Source organism: Streptococcus sp. GS001 (genome assembly GCF_021595565.1).
Taxonomy (GTDB): domain Bacteria; phylum Bacillota; class Bacilli; order Lactobacillales; family Streptococcaceae; genus Streptococcus; species Streptococcus xiaochunlingii.
This window is the reverse complement of the sequence record NZ_JACSYJ010000002.1, coordinates 499,787-517,354: the sequence shown is the minus strand read 5'-3', so window position 1 is coordinate 517,354 and position 17,568 is coordinate 499,787. Positions and strand designations below refer to the sequence as shown.

The window sequence follows — 17,568 nt, the reverse complement described above, 5'->3', positions numbered from 1 at the left end:
TTAGGCTCCTTTCAGTACAGTGGCTAACAAGTGGTCTTCTTTATGAGACCGGTACAAGAGAATGAACCAAGCATTAGTAATAAATAGCAAGAGAGTGACAAGAGCAATCCACCATTCTTGAGTGAGAAGGAATACCAAGAGGCTTCCTAATAGCAAGAGGCTACTTTCTGAGAGCAAAATCATTTGGTGAATGTTTACAAATCCCAGACCTGCAATCTTCTTCAAGAAGATTTGTTTTCTAAACTCTTCAAAATATAGGAAATTCATAGTGTTAAAAAGAAGAACAGAGGTTGCTATACCAAAGACTCCTCCTGCAATCGCCATGAGATTTTCTATTTGTATTTTTTGGGCCATTTGCTGGTAAACGTCCACTGCATAGTCGTACTGACTAACACTTTTTTCAAGATTATACTCAGCGACTAGCTTCTTACTATTCTGAAGCCCATTAAAATAAAGGTAGGAATCTAGGTGGGTGAAATATGGATTCTCATAGCCTCCAAAACTTTCAGGTTGTATAACCACTAAAACAGGATCTGTAAAGAATTGCTTATAGCTGATTGGTGTGTTGTTGTAGATAAAGCGTTTTTGATGATTCGGAATATACGTTACCTGCGCCTTCATTAATAAGGTGATATTTCCTTGATCATCTCGAGGAGATAGATAATCTTCATATCGTTTGATCATCTCCTCTTCTCGACCTTTTAATTTTTCCGGAAGTAAGAGACCAAATTCTCCTGCTTGCAGGTGATTTAAGTGATCTTTTTCTTCAGGAGATACTGGAACACCTTGGATTTCGAGGTAATTTGGAGTTACATAGAGAGTTCGTGCAAGAGGATCGTAATCTGTGATGGAAAACTCTTTACCTGTACTAGGATCCGTCATAACTCCTTTTGAACCAAAAAATGCGAGGTGATGATAAGCTAAAAGACCACCATTTTCGATGCCAGACTCGATGAGCTTAGACCATTTTGCTCTGTTCTCAATTTGCGTCTCTTTGTTTGTTTTCTGTGAAAAATCCTCCCGACTTGTACTAATTTGGACCCAATTCGACTGTTTTAACCAAGCCTCACTTCCCTCTTGGTAAGTTTGCCAGACTGATCCATAAATACTGATTCGATGAATCGCAAGGCCAATTAATGCCACAGCGAGAAATTGACAAATAAAGAGGAAAACCAATATGCGCTTCAATGGAACCTTCCCTTTTAAAAGGGGGACTAAATGAATCGTTTGAATACTATATGCAAAGAGGAAGGATAAGAAAACAGACAAAATTAGTAAAATCCCATTGTAAATAATACTACTGGAAATGACGAGGGAATAGGAAAAAGGTGTCAATTGAAAGCAATAAATCAGAACAGCACCCATTATACTTGCGCCAATACATCCCAAAAGCAACTCTATACTATCATCTTTTAGAGAATGTCCGAAAAGTTGCAAGCGTCTCATTCCTGAAATATATCGAATCCCAGCACTTCTCATTTCAAGTGTTTTTTGTATAATCGTCAAAGCGCTAAAACTAATGATAAAAATGACTAAGGCAAGTGATTGTGAACCTGAGCCAAAAAAGGCAATAAAGGTCTGCAGAGGATTTGGTTTCTCTATAAAAGTTTGTGAGAAACCAAGGGTATGAAGCGTTTGATCCAGCTTTTCAGTTTCTAAATCACCTGTTAATACATAATAATTCTTTAGCAGGCTTTCATTGGCAGCCAGTTCTTTCTTCTCTCTTTTAATTCCAAGAGGAAGTTTTCCCTCTCCGTAGATATCATAGGTGAAAACAACCTGCCCTTTAGAATCTGTTCTTTGTATCTGACGGGCAATTATACTATGATTTTCCCTTGCCAAACGGTCTAAACTGGAAGATAAGTCTTCATATGTGACGCTCTTTTCTTGTCTCACCACACCTACTACAGGAAGACTGTCGTGGATAACCGTATTTGGAGAAATAAAGGCAATCCAAATCAAAAAGCACGTGATGAAAAGGTTTGAAAAAATAATAAAGACACGTTTCATACCATCACACTTTCTAAAGCATCAAAGATAAATATTATTCAGCTAGTCAATCAATTTCCTTGTTTAGTGATTGCTGAGTATTTAAAATTTTATTTATACTTTTGTAAACGAATACATTTCTCCACCTTTACTATACTACAAAATCCTTCTTAAAACAATAATTTCTATGTGAAACTAGTTTCAAAAAAGAGATCCGCTACTGCGAATCTCTTTTGACTTTATTCCACCACTGCTTCAGCAATTTCCTCTGCAGTGATACCTGCAAAATAACGGCCTAGATTAATGGTTTGAAGGGCTTTTAGGACGTCTTCACGTTCGTATTTAACGCCACGAAGAACATCTTCTACTGCTGCAACATCTTCGATACCAAAGAAGTCACCGTAAATCTTGATATCTTGAATTTTTGATTCAATGACGTTGGCAAAGATTTCAACCTTACCGCTTGGGAATTTGGTGCCACGACGGACATTGTATTCAGGAGACTTCCCATAGTTCCAGTCCCAGGTACCGAACTTAGTTTCCTTGATTCGATTAATTTCAGCCAATTCTTCATCCGAGAAGACGTATTCTGTCATCTCAGGGTATTCTTTCTTCATGTAGTCCAAAAGCAAGTCACGGAACTCTTCAACCGTGATTTTTTCTGGCAACTCATCGATGATATTGGTCACACGAGCACGGACTGATTTAACCCCTTTGGACTCAAACTTGTCTTTAGATACCTTGAGAGCATTTGCAAGGACTGACAAATCAACGTCAAAAAGAAGGCAACCATGGTGCATGATCCGACCATTGATGTAAGCTTGGGCATTTCCACAGAATTTCTTGCCATCAATCTCTAAGTCGTTACGACCTGTAAATTCAGCCTTAACTCCAAGTTGAGCCAAGGTGTTGATCACGGGAGTTGAGAAGCTCTTGAAATCAAAGGCCTTGTTTTCATCTTCTTTTGAAATGATGGTGTAGTTGAGATTGTTCAAATCGTGATAAACAGCCCCACCACCACTGATCCGGCGAACCACTTCAATCCCATGCTCCCGAACGTAGTCACGGTTAATTTCTTCGATGGTATTTTGGTGACGACCAACAATGATGGAAGGTTTGTTAATCCAGAGAAGGAAGATTTGATCCTCATCCAAGAGGTGTTTAAAGGCATATTCTTCCAAAGCAATATTAAAAGCAGTATCATTTGAATAATTAATAATGTATTTCATAGTAATTCCAAAAATTCGTTTTATAAATCCTACTCATAGTAAGATAAGCATTAGACAGAAATAGTTGAATTTCACTTGAATTTTCTGAAGTAGTAAAAAGAAATGTAACGATAACTCGTTACATTTCTCGGAAAAATTGAGACAGGTAGCTCAATTTTTAGGCATGGAACTCTAAGAGAGGTCGCTGCCGTCCGTACTACTTAAAGAAAATTTAGTTGAAAAAATAATATTATTTCTTCTTAGGTGAGTGAACAGCCAAGCCGAGTACATCCGCAAAGGCTTCGTACATCACTTCTGAGAAGGTTGGGTGACCATGAATGGTCTTGAGCATTTCTTCCACAGTGATTTCCATCTCAATGATGGTTGAAGCTTCGTTGATCAATTCAGCTGCTGCTGGACCAATGATGTGAACCCCAAGAACTTCACCGTATTTCTTGTCTGCAATAACCTTAACAAAACCTTGAGCTGCATCTGATGCAATCGCACGTCCGTTAGCCGCAAAGTTAAATTTACCGATTTGAACATCGTATTTCTCACGAGCTTGTTCTTCAGTCAAACCAACTGCTGCTACTTCTGGAAGTGTGTAGATGGCTGCAGGAGTCAAGTTCAATTTGGCAACAGCATGATTTCCCTTAAGGGCATTTTCGGCCGCAACCTCACCCATACGGAAGGCAGCGTGAGCCAACATCTTGGTACCGTTAATATCACCTGGCGCATAGATACCTGGTACAGATGTTTCCATGTACTCGTTAACTTTGATCCGTCCACGATCCAATTCAAACTCGACTTCACCGATTCCTTCAAGATCTGGAACACGACCGATTGAAAGAAGGGCTTTGTTGGCGATGATATCATCTTTGCCTTCAACCTTGATACGGAGTTTGCCATCTTCTTCAATGATTTCTTGCAATTTCGTATCGGTCAAGATTGTCATACCTTTACGTTCAAGGATCAAGCGAAGGTTCTTAGATACTTCCGCATCCATAGCTGGAACGATGCGGTCCATCATTTCGATGACTGTTACTTTTGAACCAAAAGTCATGAAGGCTTGACCAAGTTCGATACCGACAACCCCGCCACCGATGATCACGAGGCTTTCTGGAACTTTGTTCATTTCAAGGATATCATCACTGGTCATGACAAGGGATGATTCCATACCAGGAACGTTAATCTTGCTGACTTTGGAACCACCCGCAAGGATGATTTTCTTCGTTTCAAGCAATTCAGAACCATTAACCAAGACATTCTTATCTTTCGTAATGGTACCGATACCCTTGTGAACATCCACACCGTAGCTGCGAAGAAGACCCGCAACACCACCAACAAGGGTATTAACAACTTTAGATTTAGTTTCTAAAAGTTTATCCATATCTACTGAGAAACTTGGATTTTCAATGATAATACCACGGTTGGCTGCATGTCCAATATTTTCGATAATTTCAGCGTTGTGGAGGTAAGTCTTAGTTGGGATACATCCGCGGTTCAAGCACGTTCCACCAAGTTCAGATTTCTCAACGAGAGCAACCTTACCACCTAGTTGAGCTGCTTTAATAGCAGATACGTAACCAGCAGGACCACCACCAATCACTACGATATCATAAGCGTCATCGCTCTTATTATCATCGTTTGAAGCACTTGCTGCAGCTGGTGCTGGACTCGCTTCTGGTGCTGCTCCTCCAGCGGTTGGGATGTTTTCCCCTTCTTCACCAAGATAACCGATTACTTCTGTTACAGGAACAGTTTCTCCATCACCTTTTAGGATAGCGATCAAATAACCGTCTTCTTCCGCTTCCAACTCCATGCTGACTTTGTCTGTCATGATTTCAAGGAGAACTTCTCCTTCTTTTACAAATTCGCCGACTTTCTTATTCCACTGAACGATTTGTCCTTCGGTCATATCTACGCCGGCTTTTGGCATAATTACTTCTAAGGCCATTTTATTTCCCTCTTTTTCTTGTTTCTATTCTCTCGTTGATTAGACCAACATTGAAATCGGGTCTTCAATCAAGGCTTTCAAGTCTTTCATGAATTTGGCACCAGCCATCCCATCGACTACTCGGTGGTCAATGGTCAAGCCCAAGCTCATGATTGGACGAATAACAATTTCACCATTCACAACCACTGGTTTTTCAACCGTTGCACTAACTCCAAGGATGGCAGAGTTTGGTTGGTTGATAATCGGTCCAAATGATTGAACGCCAAACATCCCCAAGTTACTGATAGTAAAGGTTGAGTTTTGCAATTCACTTGGTGCAAGCTTACCATCCAAGGTACGTCCGATAACATCCTTGAAGGCTACGACCAACTCTGACAAGGTCATCTTTTCAGCATTGTAGACAACTGGAGTCATCAATCCATTGTCCATCCCAACTGCCATCGCTAAGTTGACATAATTGTGAGCGATGATGGTTTTGCCATCTTCTGTTAATGACGCATTGATGTATGGATGTTTCATCAAGGTCTTAACCACTGCTAGAGAAAGCAAATCTGTTACAGTGACTTTCTTGCCAGTGGCCTCCATAATTGGATCCAATACCTTCTTACGAAGGGCCAACATTTGAGACATATCAACGTCATAGTTCAAAGTAAAGGTTGGTGCTGTCAAGTAAGATTCCACCATCCGTTGAGCAATCACCTTACGCATTGGAGTCATCGGAATCCGCTCGATCTCACCATAAGGTGTCACATTATCAGGAACTTCTTCGACTTTCTCAATTTGAGCAGGTGACTTAATGGTCTCATTCTCAATATTTTCAGGAAGGAAAGCAAGGACGTCCTTCTTCATGATCTTACCACGATGACCAGTTCCTTGGATCTCTTGCCAAGCAATATTGTGTTCTAAAGCAATTCGTTTTGCAAGTGGTGAAATGCGAACCACATTTGTGTCTTTATATGTTTCCACGTCTTCTTTGTGGACACGACCGTTTGCGCCTGAACCAGAAACATCATAGAGGTTAATCCCAAGATCATCCGCTAATTTTCTAGCCGCAGGAGTCGCTCTTAGCTTATTATCAGCCATGACCTCTCCTATTCTATTTATGATGCAAAGGGCGTTTAAAAGCGACCGAAAAATAGGAAATCGACGCAGACTTCGATGAAGTCAAGGAGATTTATCTTTTTTCCGAGCTTTTAGCCCGTGCTCTAATCTAAGATATCAAGGACGCAGAGAACTTTGTACCTTAAAAGATACAAAGTTTCCTCGTCTAATTCATTGGTTGTTACATAATTTATGTTATGTATTATTCTTTGTTATACGTTTTACGAATGGCATCTTTGATGCTTTCAACTGTTGGAATCATTGCATTCTCAAGGTTTTGTGCGTAAGGCATTGGCACATCTTCCCCCGCACAACGGCGGATTGGTGCATCCAAGTAATCAAATGCTTCTGATTCAGAGATAATAGCTGAAATTTCACCAATATAGCCACTTGTTTTGTGGGCATCATTGACAAGCACTACTTTTCCTGTCTTCTTGACAGAGTTAATGATGATCTCTTTATCGAGTGGGACCAAGGTCCGTGGGTCTACTACTTCTACTGAGATGCCTTCTTCTGCCAATTCTTCAGCTGCTTGCATCACGCGACGAAGCATTTTTCCGTAGGTTACGACAGTGACGTCAGTTCCTTCGCGTTTGAATTCTCCGACACCAAGTGGAATCGTGTAGTCTGGATCAACTGGCACTTCCCCTTTTTGGTTGAATTCTGATTTATATTCAAGAATGATAACGGGGTTGTTGTCGCGAATAGAAGACTTAAGCAGTCCCTTCATATCCGCTGGCGTACCAGGAGCAACAACTTTCAAACCAGGAATATGAGTAAACCATGATTCCAAAGATTGGGAGTGTTGAGCTGCAGATCCAACTCCATTACCAGCAGCACAGCGAACGGTCATCGGCACTTGCCCTTTTCCACCAAACATGTAGCGAGTTTTAGCAGCCTGGTTGACAATAGCATCCATGGCAATTACTGAGAAATCCATGAAGGTCATATCAACGATTGGGCGAAGTCCGGTCATGGCTGCCCCTGCTGCCGCACCTGAAATCGCAGCCTCAGAAATCGGACAGTCACGGACACGTTCTGGACCGAATTCCTCAAGCATTCCTACTGAAGTTCCGAAGTCTCCACCGAAAACTCCGACATCTTCCCCCATCAACAATACATTTTCGTCGTGACGCATTTCCTCAGACATAGCAAGGATAATGGTATCGCGGAAAGACATTAATTTAGTTTCCATAATTCTCTACTCTCCCTTAGTCTGCGTAAATATCTTCGAAAGCTGATTCGAGTGGAGGGAATGGGCTTTCTTCCGCAAATTTCACTGAAGCTTCCACTGCTTCTTTTACTTCTTCTTGGATCTGATCCAATTCTTCTGCGCTCGCAATCTCATTTTCAAGGATATACTTGCGAAGGTTTTCGATTGGATCTTTCTTCTTCCACTCTTCGACTTCTTCACGGGTCCGGTATTTGCCAGGGTCAGATGAAGAGTGACCAAGCCAACGATAGGTGACACTTTCAATCAAGACAGGTCCTTTACCAGAGCGGACGTGTTCAACAGCTTTTTGGAATCCTTCATAGACATCAATAACATTGTTTCCATCAGGAATAAACATTCCAGGAATGCCGTAAGCAGCACTACGCTCGTGGATATGCTTGACATTTGTCATTTTCTTGATATCGGCAGAGATTCCGTAACCGTTATTGATACAGTAGAAAATAACTGGAAGGTTCCAAATAGAAGCCATATTTACCGCTTCGTGGAAGACACCTTCGTTGGTTGCGCCGTCCCCAAAGAAGCAGACAACAATCTTACCAGTCTTATGCATTTGTTGAGTAAGGGCTGCACCTACGGCAATCCCCATACCACCACCGACGATACCATTGGCACCAAGGTTACCAGCATCAAGGTCGGCTATATGCATGGAGCCACCCTTCCCTTTACAAGTACCCGTATACTTACCAAGGATTTCTGCCATCATACCATTCAGATCAATTCCCTTAGCGATGGCTTGTCCATGTCCACGGTGGTTAGATGTCAGCAAATCATCATCGTTCAAAGCCAACATCGCTCCAACGTTAGCTGCTTCTTCCCCAACAGAAAAGTGCGTCATTCCTGGCACTTTTCCTTTTTTTACTAACTGTGCAATTTTTAAGTCCATGCGACGGATTTCTTCCATTTTACGGAACATTTCCAATAAGAGACTTTTATCTAATGTTGCCATTATTTCGCCTTTCTAAGCAATTATTCATTCTATTTTATTCTATCTCACTATGAAAACACTGTCAAAATAAATGCTCATTTCCTTTCACAAACTAATCCGTCTAGAATACTGATAGATATGAATTCCCAAACTGTTATATAAAAGATTCACAAAGTCGTTTTTTATTATGGAAAATCAAAAAACCGATAGGGAAGACCTATCGGAATATTTTATTGATGGCGTTGGCCGAAGTCATGAATCATTTGTTCTAACTCTTCACGACTTGGCGTTGTTAACATGTAAAGGTAGTCCCCTTGAAGTTCCGCAAAGGCTGCAGGCATATCTTTCTTCACGCGGAACTGATCTTGGTATTTGGCCAAGACTTCTTCCTCTGAAAGGACATAAGCTGCATTGGCACGGCGTGAAGTCGCCAGGCAATAAAGTGGCTCAAATTCAGAAGCTGGGAATGGTTCTCCGGCTACGATGGCTGCATAGCCACGGTACAAATCAATCGAGTGAGCATAGTTGTAGACGTCGATGGTGAAGCCACCTGCAGGACGATTATTGTACTCAATCGCAATATAGTCATCTCCATCACGGAAGAACTCAATGTGGAAGAAACGCTCCTTCATGCCAAAAGCTTTAACAATCGCTTCTCCGTATTGACGCAATTTTGGATCCATCTCTTTTAGGACATAATAAGAATTGTCCATCTTGTAGAGCATCAAGTCAAGTGGCGTATAAGCATAGTCAAAAGTCGTTGAGAAGACAATGTTGCCATCGCGATCGACCAGACCATCAAAGGTACAAATCTCACTAGAAGTGACGAATTTCTCAAAGAAGTACTCGGTATGGCCATCCCATTCTGCCTTGAAATGGTCTACATCTTCTGCATTTTCAAGCTTGAAGGTTGCTGCTGCTCCTACCCCATTGTCAGGCTTGGCGATTAATGGCAACCCAATCTTCTTCACAGCCTTGTCAATGTCTTTTTCGGCTTTGACCACTGCACCCGGAACGACTGGGACTCCAGCTTTCTTGAAGAGTTTTTTCATTTCTGATTTAAACTTGGTTTTCTTCAAATCTTTTGGTTTGGCACCGAAGACATTGAATTGTTCACGAAGCGCTGCATCCAATTCCAACCAGTATTCATTGTGGGATTCGATGCGATCGATTGGCCCGTGTTTGTAGAAAAGAAAGGCTACTGCTCGCTTCACTTCGTCCCAGTTTTCCATGTTATCAACTCGGAAATACTCTGTTAAACTATTGCGCAATGGCTCGTCTAACTGTTCATAAGGCTCCTGACCAATCCCTAAGACAGTAATGCCTTTGTTAGCCAGCTCGATGGTAAATTGTTGAAAGTTTTGCGGATAATAAGGTGAAATAACAAGATAATTCATAGAGGTCTCCTCCTTTTTAGCTTATAAATACATCTGACCTAAGAAATAAGGCATTTGCTTGCGCCACCAGTCCCAATCGTGAGCGACGTCATGGCCCCACTCAGCAAACCATGCAGGAATATTTTTGTGGTCAAAGGCTTCTTTTAGTTTGTAGAAAGATGGTAGGCCATCTTGTTCCCAAGCTCCAAGACCGGTACAAATGACAATTTCCGCCTGACGGTAACGGTCAATAAACCAGCCGTCATTTTGATGCCAAATATAATCAGATGGCGAGTTTTGATAAATCGCTTCGTCACCACCAAACTCACCAACAAAGAAACGAGCATCATAGACACCACTCAAGGCAATCACCTTGTTGAAGACATCTGGATGTTGCAAGAAGAAATTAAGGGCGTGATAGGCTCCCATAGAACAACCAGTCGTCATCATCGGAGCAAACCAGCCTGTTTTGTGCTTGATGAAAGGAATGGCTTCTTCAATCACATAGCGCTCGTAAGCACGGTGCATCTCTGCTCGATCATGAGGGTTTTTCCAATCACAAAGCCAGCTTTCACTATCGACACTCGAAAGGGTGAAGAATTGAACCCGACCTTCTTCGATAAACTGATCACAAGCATCAATCATACCAAAGTCATAGTACTCGTTATGGCTCCCACCTGATGAAGCAAAGACCACTACAGGAATCCCTGCATGTCCATAGCGGTTTAGATACATTTCGCGGTTAAGTTGGCCACTCCAATGGCTTAAATGTTCAATATTCATAAGTTACCTATTTCTCTATATTTCTTTATTTACAGACTATTAATCCCATTTTTCTGCCAAAAAACGAAGGCATTCTGGAAGATTCTCAGCCCAGGCTTCTTCGTGGTGAATAGCCCCAGATTGTATCCGAATAGCAATATTTTCCAAAGCCACTCCTTGTTGAATGACATCGTGATAGTAACGAAGGGATGAGTCGATATAGGCTTGCTTGATATTTCCCGCCATCAGCGTTTTATCCGTATCATCAGCTTCTTCAGTCCCCACATAGATGAAGATCCGTTGATCTGCATAAAGCTTCTTCCTTTCGATATAGCGGTCAAAGGCCTCTTGGTGCAACCAGTTAGCAGAGGAGAAGACTCCCAGACAACCAATTTGGTCTTGGTACTCTAGGCCCAAGAATTGGGTGATATTCCCACCAAGCGAAGATCCAATCATAGCTGTATGTTCTCTATCAGCAAGGGTTCGATATTCTTGATCGATAAAGGGTTTGACGACATCCATGACAAACTCCCCATACTCGACACCCTTGCCTCCAAATTGCATACCAGGGATATTGGACTCCTTATACTTCCAGGCAGAGTATTCGTTCATCCGTTGCAAACCATCGTTATCAATGGCAACGACAATCATGCGACTAATGTCAGGATTTCGCTTGATGGCTGGAATGACTTTCCAGGAATGACCCGCATAGGCCTCCTTGCTATACAAAACGTTTTGACCATCGTGAAAATAAACCACAGGGTAGCGACGATCTGTATCTGTTTCATAATTCTTAGGTAATAAGACTCGCACACGACGGAGTTTTCCGGTATAAGGCACTTTCAACTCGTGTGTCTTCATCTCTAAATAAAAGTAGGATTTATTCATTGTCAGAAAACTCTCTATATTCTAAATTTTTATTTATTATACCATTTTTAGAAGAAAAAGTCTGGATTTCTCCAAACTTTTTCATTGATTGACTTTATTTTCCAATAAAAGTAGCCAGATCTTGTAAAGAACGTTCGGCAATTTTCTCATACCGTTCCTTCTTATCCCGAATGCGTGGGCCTTCCAGCTCCTTGATAATTCCAAAGTTGACATTCATCGGTTGGAAATGCTTGCTGTCGGCATGGGTAATATAGTGAGCCAAACTTCCGATCGCTGTTGTTTCTGGGAAAATGGCTGCTTCTTCTCCTTTGAAAAGACGTGCCGCATTGATTCCAGCTACCAAACCTGAGGCCGCTGACTCGACATAGCCCTCTACTCCTGTCATTTGCCCCGCGAAGAAGAGGTTGGCTTGCTTCTTAGAACGGTAAGTTTGTTCAAGCAGATTTGGAGAGTCCATGTAAGAATTACGGTGCATGACGCCATATCTCACAAACTCAGCGTTTTCCAAACCTGGAATCATTTGGAAGACCCGCTTTTGCTCGCCCCATTTAAGGTGAGTTTGGAAGCCAACGATATTGTAGAGGCTAGCAGCCGCATTGTCTTGGCGCAATTGAACTACCGCATAAGGGGTCTTAAACTCCCCGTCACGAGGTCCTTTGTAGTCATCTGGATATTCGAGACCAACTGGTTTCATAGGACCATAGAGCATGGTTTTGATGCCTCGTTTGGCCATGACTTCAATGGGCATACAACCTTCGAAATACTTTTCTTTTTCAAAAGAGTTGAGCGGGGCTTCTTCCGCATTCACCAAAGCCTCATGGAAGTCCATAAACTCCTGTTTGGTCATGGGACAGTTGAGATAAGCCGCTTCTCCTTTGTCATAACGAGACTTGAGGTAAACCTTATTCATATCAACGGTATTGACATCGATGATTGGAGCTGCTGCATCATAGAAATAGAAGCCATCGCCACCATTGAGCTCGTGGATCTTTTCCGCCAAGGCATCGCTGGTTAGAGGGCCCGTTGCGACGACTGTGATAGCATCTGTCGGCAATTCTGTAATTTCATCGCGAATGACTTCGATGAGCGGGTGTTGGGATACCTTTTCCGTTACTCGACTAGCAAAGCCTTCCCGGTCCACTGCCAATGCTCCACCAGCTGGTACACGAGTCGCTTCAGCCGCCTCAAGGATAACAGACCCCAGACGACGCATTTCTTCTTTGAGGAGCCCGACAGCATTGGTTAGAGAATCCCCTCGGAGAGAGTTGGAACACACCAACTCAGCAAAGTTGTCTGTTTTGTGTTGCGGAGTAGATTTAACTCCCCGCATTTCGTAAAGCTTGACCGGAATTCCCTGTTGAGCAATTTGGTAAGCTGCTTCCGAGCCAGCAAGCCCCGCACCGATGACATTGATATAAGATTGAGACATGACACTAATACCTCTTTGGGTATCCAAACACCCCACTGGACTGTTAGACACCCTCAAATCTTTCTAATTTTCTACTTGGTCCATTATACCAGAAAGCCAAGTAAAAAGACAGGGAGGGTTTTCCTTCCTGTCTTAGACCTAAGTCTGTTATTTGTTTTCTTATAGACACAACCAAGCAGCAAAGAGGGCTGATAGGATACTGAATAAGGACCCGATTAAATAATACTCTGCGAAGGCTGGATTCTCCGAAATTTTATTGTAGCGGGCGATGGACTTGGCCGTAAAGACCAGACCGATAGAAGCAAATTGGCCGTAGACGAGACAGGCACCGATAATCAACCGCTCTAAGAAGCCAATCATGGAACCAGCCCCAGTGATGGTATCCATTTTCTCCTCCATCGTCGGCTGGTACTTAGCAAAAAGAATTTTAAAGACGATATTGGTCGGTTTTCCCACTAGGAGGACATAAAAGATTAGCTTTAAACTATCACTAGGCAAATAAGTTGTGCCATTTTTAGCTCCCCAAAGGACTAAGAAACTAATGATACCGACATGCAAGACTTGATCCAAGGCAAAAGTCCAGCCGGTTGGTAAATTTAATTGCTTCTGAACGATCGGTTTTAAGAAATCTATTCCAGCATGAGTCAACAAAATAATCCAGCAAATCCACCACAAGTCCAGATGACAGAGGGAAACGACGAATAGAGGCAGAGCTACATACAGAATGTGAAGGCCGAGCACCTTCTTATCCTGGTCCTTGTGGTCCGCCATCTTTTGGCTTTGAAAATAATAATCCGACAACAAATGACAACTCAACAAGAGAAGCAAGTATGGATTTGTTACGATACTAGATAATCCGGTCATAAGCCTCTCCTTTCGCTAAACTTTGAATACTAGCTAGTACTGCTGCTCGCCCCCGTAAGTAAACACGGATACTACTACTTTTCAGCCGTTTAGAGAGAGCACTTGGGTTTATCTCCAGCGATTGGGCCAAATCCTGCTGGCTAAAATTCTCACTATATACACATCTCTTAAGAAGATCTAGCAGGATTTCTTCCTGACTGCCACGCCAACCCGAACGAATGGCTTCCCCGGAAGCGATGAGGGCATTCACAAAGAAGTCTTGCTTTTCCTTCCCACTTAAAAAATAAATCTGGGTATTGCCGTAGTCATTTTTCTGATGAACCAGATTGATGGCGGCGCGTGCATTCCAATAAGCTGGCCCATCCGCACCGATACTTTGTAAGGGATCGATATCCGTTACAATCTCCCCGAGACCAATCCCGAAACGAAGTTGAGTAGGAGTTAGTAAAGAACGCAGGGTATCGATCATTTGAAAAACCGGAGCATCTACCTTTAAGAGCGCCTGAAACTCATCACCCAGGGTCAATGTAAAACTAGATGCTAAGAATTCTCCAAATAGTTCATTCATCGTTTGAAGCGTTTTTTCTAACTGTTTTTGCAGGTCAAAACGTTCTTGAACCATTTTAGAATCAATAACATCTGCAATCAAAGCAAGATACATAAGCCCACCTCCTTGTGTCTATTATAACGAAAAAAAACAAAAATGTCTATTATAACAGACATTTATTAAAATTGCCGTTATAATAGACATCGCATGATTATAAAATCTTATTTTACTTTTTCTTCTTCGTAGTCGCCGTTGCTACATACGACTTGCTTACCGCCACCACGAACTTTTTTCTCAACTAGGTAGTGACCACATTTTGGACAATCACGGCCAATTGGCTTGTCCCAAGAGGTGAATTCGCAGTCTGGGTAGCGATTGCAGCCATAGAAGAGACGATTCCGCTTGGTTTTACGCTCGATGATTTGGCCTTGGTGACAGTCTGGACATTCCACACCAATCTCCTTGACGATGGCTTGCGTATGACGGCAATCAGGGAAATTGCTACAAGCGAAGAACTTACCGAATCGACCCAACTTGATAACCATCGGACTTCCACAAACCTCACAGTCAAATCCAGCAGCCTCATCCTTGATTTGGATTTTCTCCATTTCCTCTTCAGCTTTGGCTACTTCTTTTTTAAAGGGTTGGTAGAAGGAATCAATGACCTTTTGCCACTGCTCTTTTCCGAGTTCGACATCATCGAGTTTCCCTTCCATCTCTGCGGTAAAGGTTACATTGACGATATCTGGGAAGAATTCGACAATCAGTTTATTGACGATTTCTCCTAATTCGGTTGGCTCGAAGCGTTTAGCTACAAGCTTCACGTAATAGCGTTTTTGAATGGTCTCAATGGTCGGTGCATAGGTTGAAGGACGACCAACACCATTTTCTTCTAAAGCCTTAATCAAGGTCGCTTCAGAATAACGGGCTGGTGGTTGGGTAAAGTGCTGTTCAGGTTTGCTGTTGACCTGAGTGACGGTGTCCCCTTCTTCCATGTCCGGTAGCATCTTATTCTTGTCCGAATCATTATAGATCGCCAAATAGCCGTCAAACTTCACCTGACTTCCATTTGCTGTATATTGGACCCCATTTTGCCCCAAACGGACATTCATGGTATCAAAAACAGCTGCCGTCATCTGACTAGCCACAAAACGATTCCAGATCAAGGTGTAGAGCTTAAGCTGGTCCTTGTCTAGGTACTTGGCAATTTTCTCAGGCGTATTGTAGACACTAGAAGGACGAATGGCTTCGTGAGCATCTTGAGCACCAGAAGCATTCTTAACCCGACTACCATGCTTAGAATACTTGTCTCCAAATCGATCAACGATAAAGCTAGCTGCTTCATTTTGAGCGACTGGACTAATCCGAGTCGAATCCGTACGCATATAAGTGATCAAACCTTGAACACCAGATCCAATATTGATTCCTTCGTACAATTGCTGGGCCACCATCATGGTCTTACGTGTACGGAAGTTAATCTTATTGGCTGCGTCCATCTGCATGGAAGAAGTTGTGTAAGGAAGCGGCGCATTGCGTTTGCGCTCTTTCTTCTCTACCTTTTCAACGATATACTCTTTTCCATCGAGATGTGAAAGAACGGCTTTCACATCCTCCTGGTTTTGAAGCTTCATCTTCTTGCCATTCATTCCATAGAAATTGGCTTGGAATTGCTTGGTCCCCTTTTTAAAGGTTCCATCAATTGTCCAATATTCTTCTGGTTGGAAGGCATTGATTTCTTCTTCCCGGTCAATAATCAATTTAAGAGCAACGGATTGCACCCGACCAGCCGAAAGTCCCTTCTTCACCTTTTTCCATAGAATTGGTGAGATGGAGTACCCAACAATCCGGTCCAAGACACGGCGCGCTTGTTGAGCATCTACCAGATCCATATCAATCTTACGGGGTTCTTGAAAGGCATTTTTTACCGCATCCTTGGTAATTTCATTGAAAACGACGCGGTTCTTATCTTCCTTATCTAACTGAAGAATATGCGCCAAATGCCAAGAAATAGCTTCTCCTTCACGGTCCGGGTCACTTGCGAGAAAGACTTGTTTGGCTTTTTTAGCCTCTTTTTTCAAATCATTAATCAAAGGACCTTTTCCGCGAATATTGATGTACTCTGGTTCGTAATTGTTCTCAAAATCAATCGACATGGTAGATTTTTTCAAGTCACGAATATGACCCACGCTGGCCATGACCTTATAATTTCTACCAAGATACTTTTCAATCGTCTTCGCTTTCGCAGGAGACTCCACGATGACTAAATTCTTTTTAGTTGTTGTGGTTTTCTTTTTTGTTTTAGTAGCCACTTTTTTACCTCTATTTTGTAATAAACCTCATAGAGTGTAAACTATTTTTTTCGGGATGTCAACCGTGAAGTTCTCCTATAGGAAAACTCATTTTAAAATTCAAACTCATCTAAGACATCTTTTCCACTGGTGACCAGCTTTGCACCTTCTTGAATGAGGTGGTGACAGCCATCTGAACGTCCATCCAAGATTGAACCAGGAATAGCAAAGACATCTCGCCCTTCTTCCATAGCACGCTCGCAGGTAATCAGACTTCCAGACCGCATCCGCGCTTCAGCCACAATCACCGCTCTAGAAAGGCCAGCAATAATCCGATTGCGTTCTGGAAAATGATGTTTTTGAGGACCTTGGCCTGGACCGTATTCTGTTAAAACTAAATGACTCCCACTCATGTACTTCTGCAATTGTTTATTGGATCTAGGATAGAAGACATCTAAGCCAGTCCCAACCACTCCAATTGTCTTTCCCCCATTTCGAATAGCAGCATAATGGGCCACAGCATCAATTCCCTTGGCTAATCCGCTCACCACAATCAATTCATTATTTAACTCGTTAATGATTTTTTCGACGGATTGAATCCCTGTGCGACTACAGGATCGACTTCCTACGACCGCAATCTTCGGCTGTTTAAGAAGATCAATATTGCCTGAGTAAAACAACAAAACAGGTGGGTTATGCATCCAGAGAAGTTCTTCAGGATATTCCGGATCCATAATAGAAATCGAATCAAACTCCTTGAACTCTTCTCTCAAGACCTTGTCATCAATCCGGATATACCGTTCCATAAATAGTGTTTGATTGCGACAACCTGCAATTTTTGCCATTAATTCTAAAGAGGGCCACTCCCCATTCATTTCCCAGTAATTGACAATGTTAAAAACCTGTAAATTTGACAGGCCAGCAACCTTTAATTTATAAAGTTCATATTTGTTCATTTGTAAACCTCATTTTCTACTATCTATTTATAATATTCGTAAAA

At 42.2% G+C, this 17,568-nt stretch carries 14 protein-coding genes; all 14 read right to left on the bottom strand.

What is annotated here, in order from left to right; all coding sequences use genetic code 11:
- Complete coding sequence (locus tag H8S88_RS06080) at positions 1–2,010, bottom strand: DUF1430 domain-containing protein (RefSeq protein ID WP_125336112.1); 2,010 nt, start codon at positions 2,008–2,010, stop codon at positions 1–3.
- A gap of 218 nt (positions 2,011–2,228) precedes the next feature.
- Positions 2,229–3,218, bottom strand: coding sequence for a lipoate--protein ligase (locus tag H8S88_RS06075; RefSeq protein ID WP_014713327.1), 990 nt, complete (start codon positions 3,216–3,218; stop codon positions 2,229–2,231).
- Between the two features lie 229 nt (positions 3,219–3,447).
- Entirely contained in the window at positions 3,448–5,154 is a 1,707-nt protein-coding gene (gene lpdA, locus H8S88_RS06070) for a dihydrolipoyl dehydrogenase (protein ID WP_125336113.1), read from the bottom strand.
- Positions 5,155–5,193: 39 nt separating this feature from the next.
- Positions 5,194–6,237: a dihydrolipoamide acetyltransferase gene (locus H8S88_RS06065; RefSeq protein WP_125336114.1), complete on the bottom strand. Its 1,044-nt coding sequence runs from the start codon at positions 6,235–6,237 to the stop codon at positions 5,194–5,196.
- Between the two features lie 220 nt (positions 6,238–6,457).
- Entirely contained in the window at positions 6,458–7,450 is a 993-nt protein-coding gene (locus tag H8S88_RS06060; RefSeq protein ID WP_236128152.1) for an alpha-ketoacid dehydrogenase subunit beta, read from the bottom strand.
- A 16-nt stretch (positions 7,451–7,466) separates the two neighbouring features.
- Positions 7,467–8,435 (bottom strand): thiamine pyrophosphate-dependent dehydrogenase E1 component subunit alpha, encoded by a 969-nt coding sequence (locus H8S88_RS06055; RefSeq protein WP_125336116.1) that lies wholly within the window; start codon positions 8,433–8,435, stop codon positions 7,467–7,469.
- Between the two features lie 209 nt (positions 8,436–8,644).
- Positions 8,645–9,811, bottom strand: coding sequence for an ATP-grasp domain-containing protein (locus H8S88_RS06050; RefSeq protein ID WP_195611186.1), 1,167 nt, complete (start codon positions 9,809–9,811; stop codon positions 8,645–8,647).
- A gap of 21 nt (positions 9,812–9,832) precedes the next feature.
- Positions 9,833–10,573, bottom strand: a complete 741-nt coding sequence (locus tag H8S88_RS06045) for an esterase family protein (RefSeq protein ID WP_125336118.1) — start codon at positions 10,571–10,573, stop codon at positions 9,833–9,835.
- A 39-nt stretch (positions 10,574–10,612) separates the two neighbouring features.
- Positions 10,613–11,440, bottom strand: coding sequence for an alpha/beta hydrolase (locus H8S88_RS06040; RefSeq protein WP_125336119.1), 828 nt, complete (start codon positions 11,438–11,440; stop codon positions 10,613–10,615).
- A gap of 94 nt (positions 11,441–11,534) precedes the next feature.
- Positions 11,535–12,869 carry a methylenetetrahydrofolate--tRNA-(uracil(54)-C(5))-methyltransferase (FADH(2)-oxidizing) TrmFO gene (gene trmFO, locus H8S88_RS06035; RefSeq protein WP_048715976.1) on the bottom strand — a complete coding sequence of 445 codons (1,335 nt, stop codon included), beginning with the start codon at positions 12,867–12,869 and terminating at the stop codon, positions 11,535–11,537.
- A 159-nt stretch (positions 12,870–13,028) separates the two neighbouring features.
- On the bottom strand, positions 13,029–13,733 hold the full coding sequence (locus H8S88_RS06030; protein WP_236128151.1) for a DUF3307 domain-containing protein: 705 nt from the start codon (positions 13,731–13,733) through the stop codon (positions 13,029–13,031).
- Positions 13,717–14,394 carry a SatD family protein gene (locus tag H8S88_RS06025; protein ID WP_236128150.1) on the bottom strand — a complete coding sequence of 226 codons (678 nt, stop codon included), beginning with the start codon at positions 14,392–14,394 and terminating at the stop codon, positions 13,717–13,719. Before H8S88_RS06025 ends, H8S88_RS06030 begins: the two co-directional genes overlap by 17 nt.
- A 107-nt stretch (positions 14,395–14,501) precedes the next feature.
- Positions 14,502–16,589, bottom strand: coding sequence for a type I DNA topoisomerase (topA, locus tag H8S88_RS06020; RefSeq protein WP_236128149.1), 2,088 nt, complete (start codon positions 16,587–16,589; stop codon positions 14,502–14,504).
- Positions 16,590–16,681: 92 nt separating this feature from the next.
- Positions 16,682–17,524 (bottom strand): DNA-processing protein DprA, encoded by an 843-nt coding sequence (gene dprA, locus H8S88_RS06015; protein WP_236128148.1) that lies wholly within the window; start codon positions 17,522–17,524, stop codon positions 16,682–16,684.
- Positions 17,525–17,568: the final 44 nt, after the last annotated feature.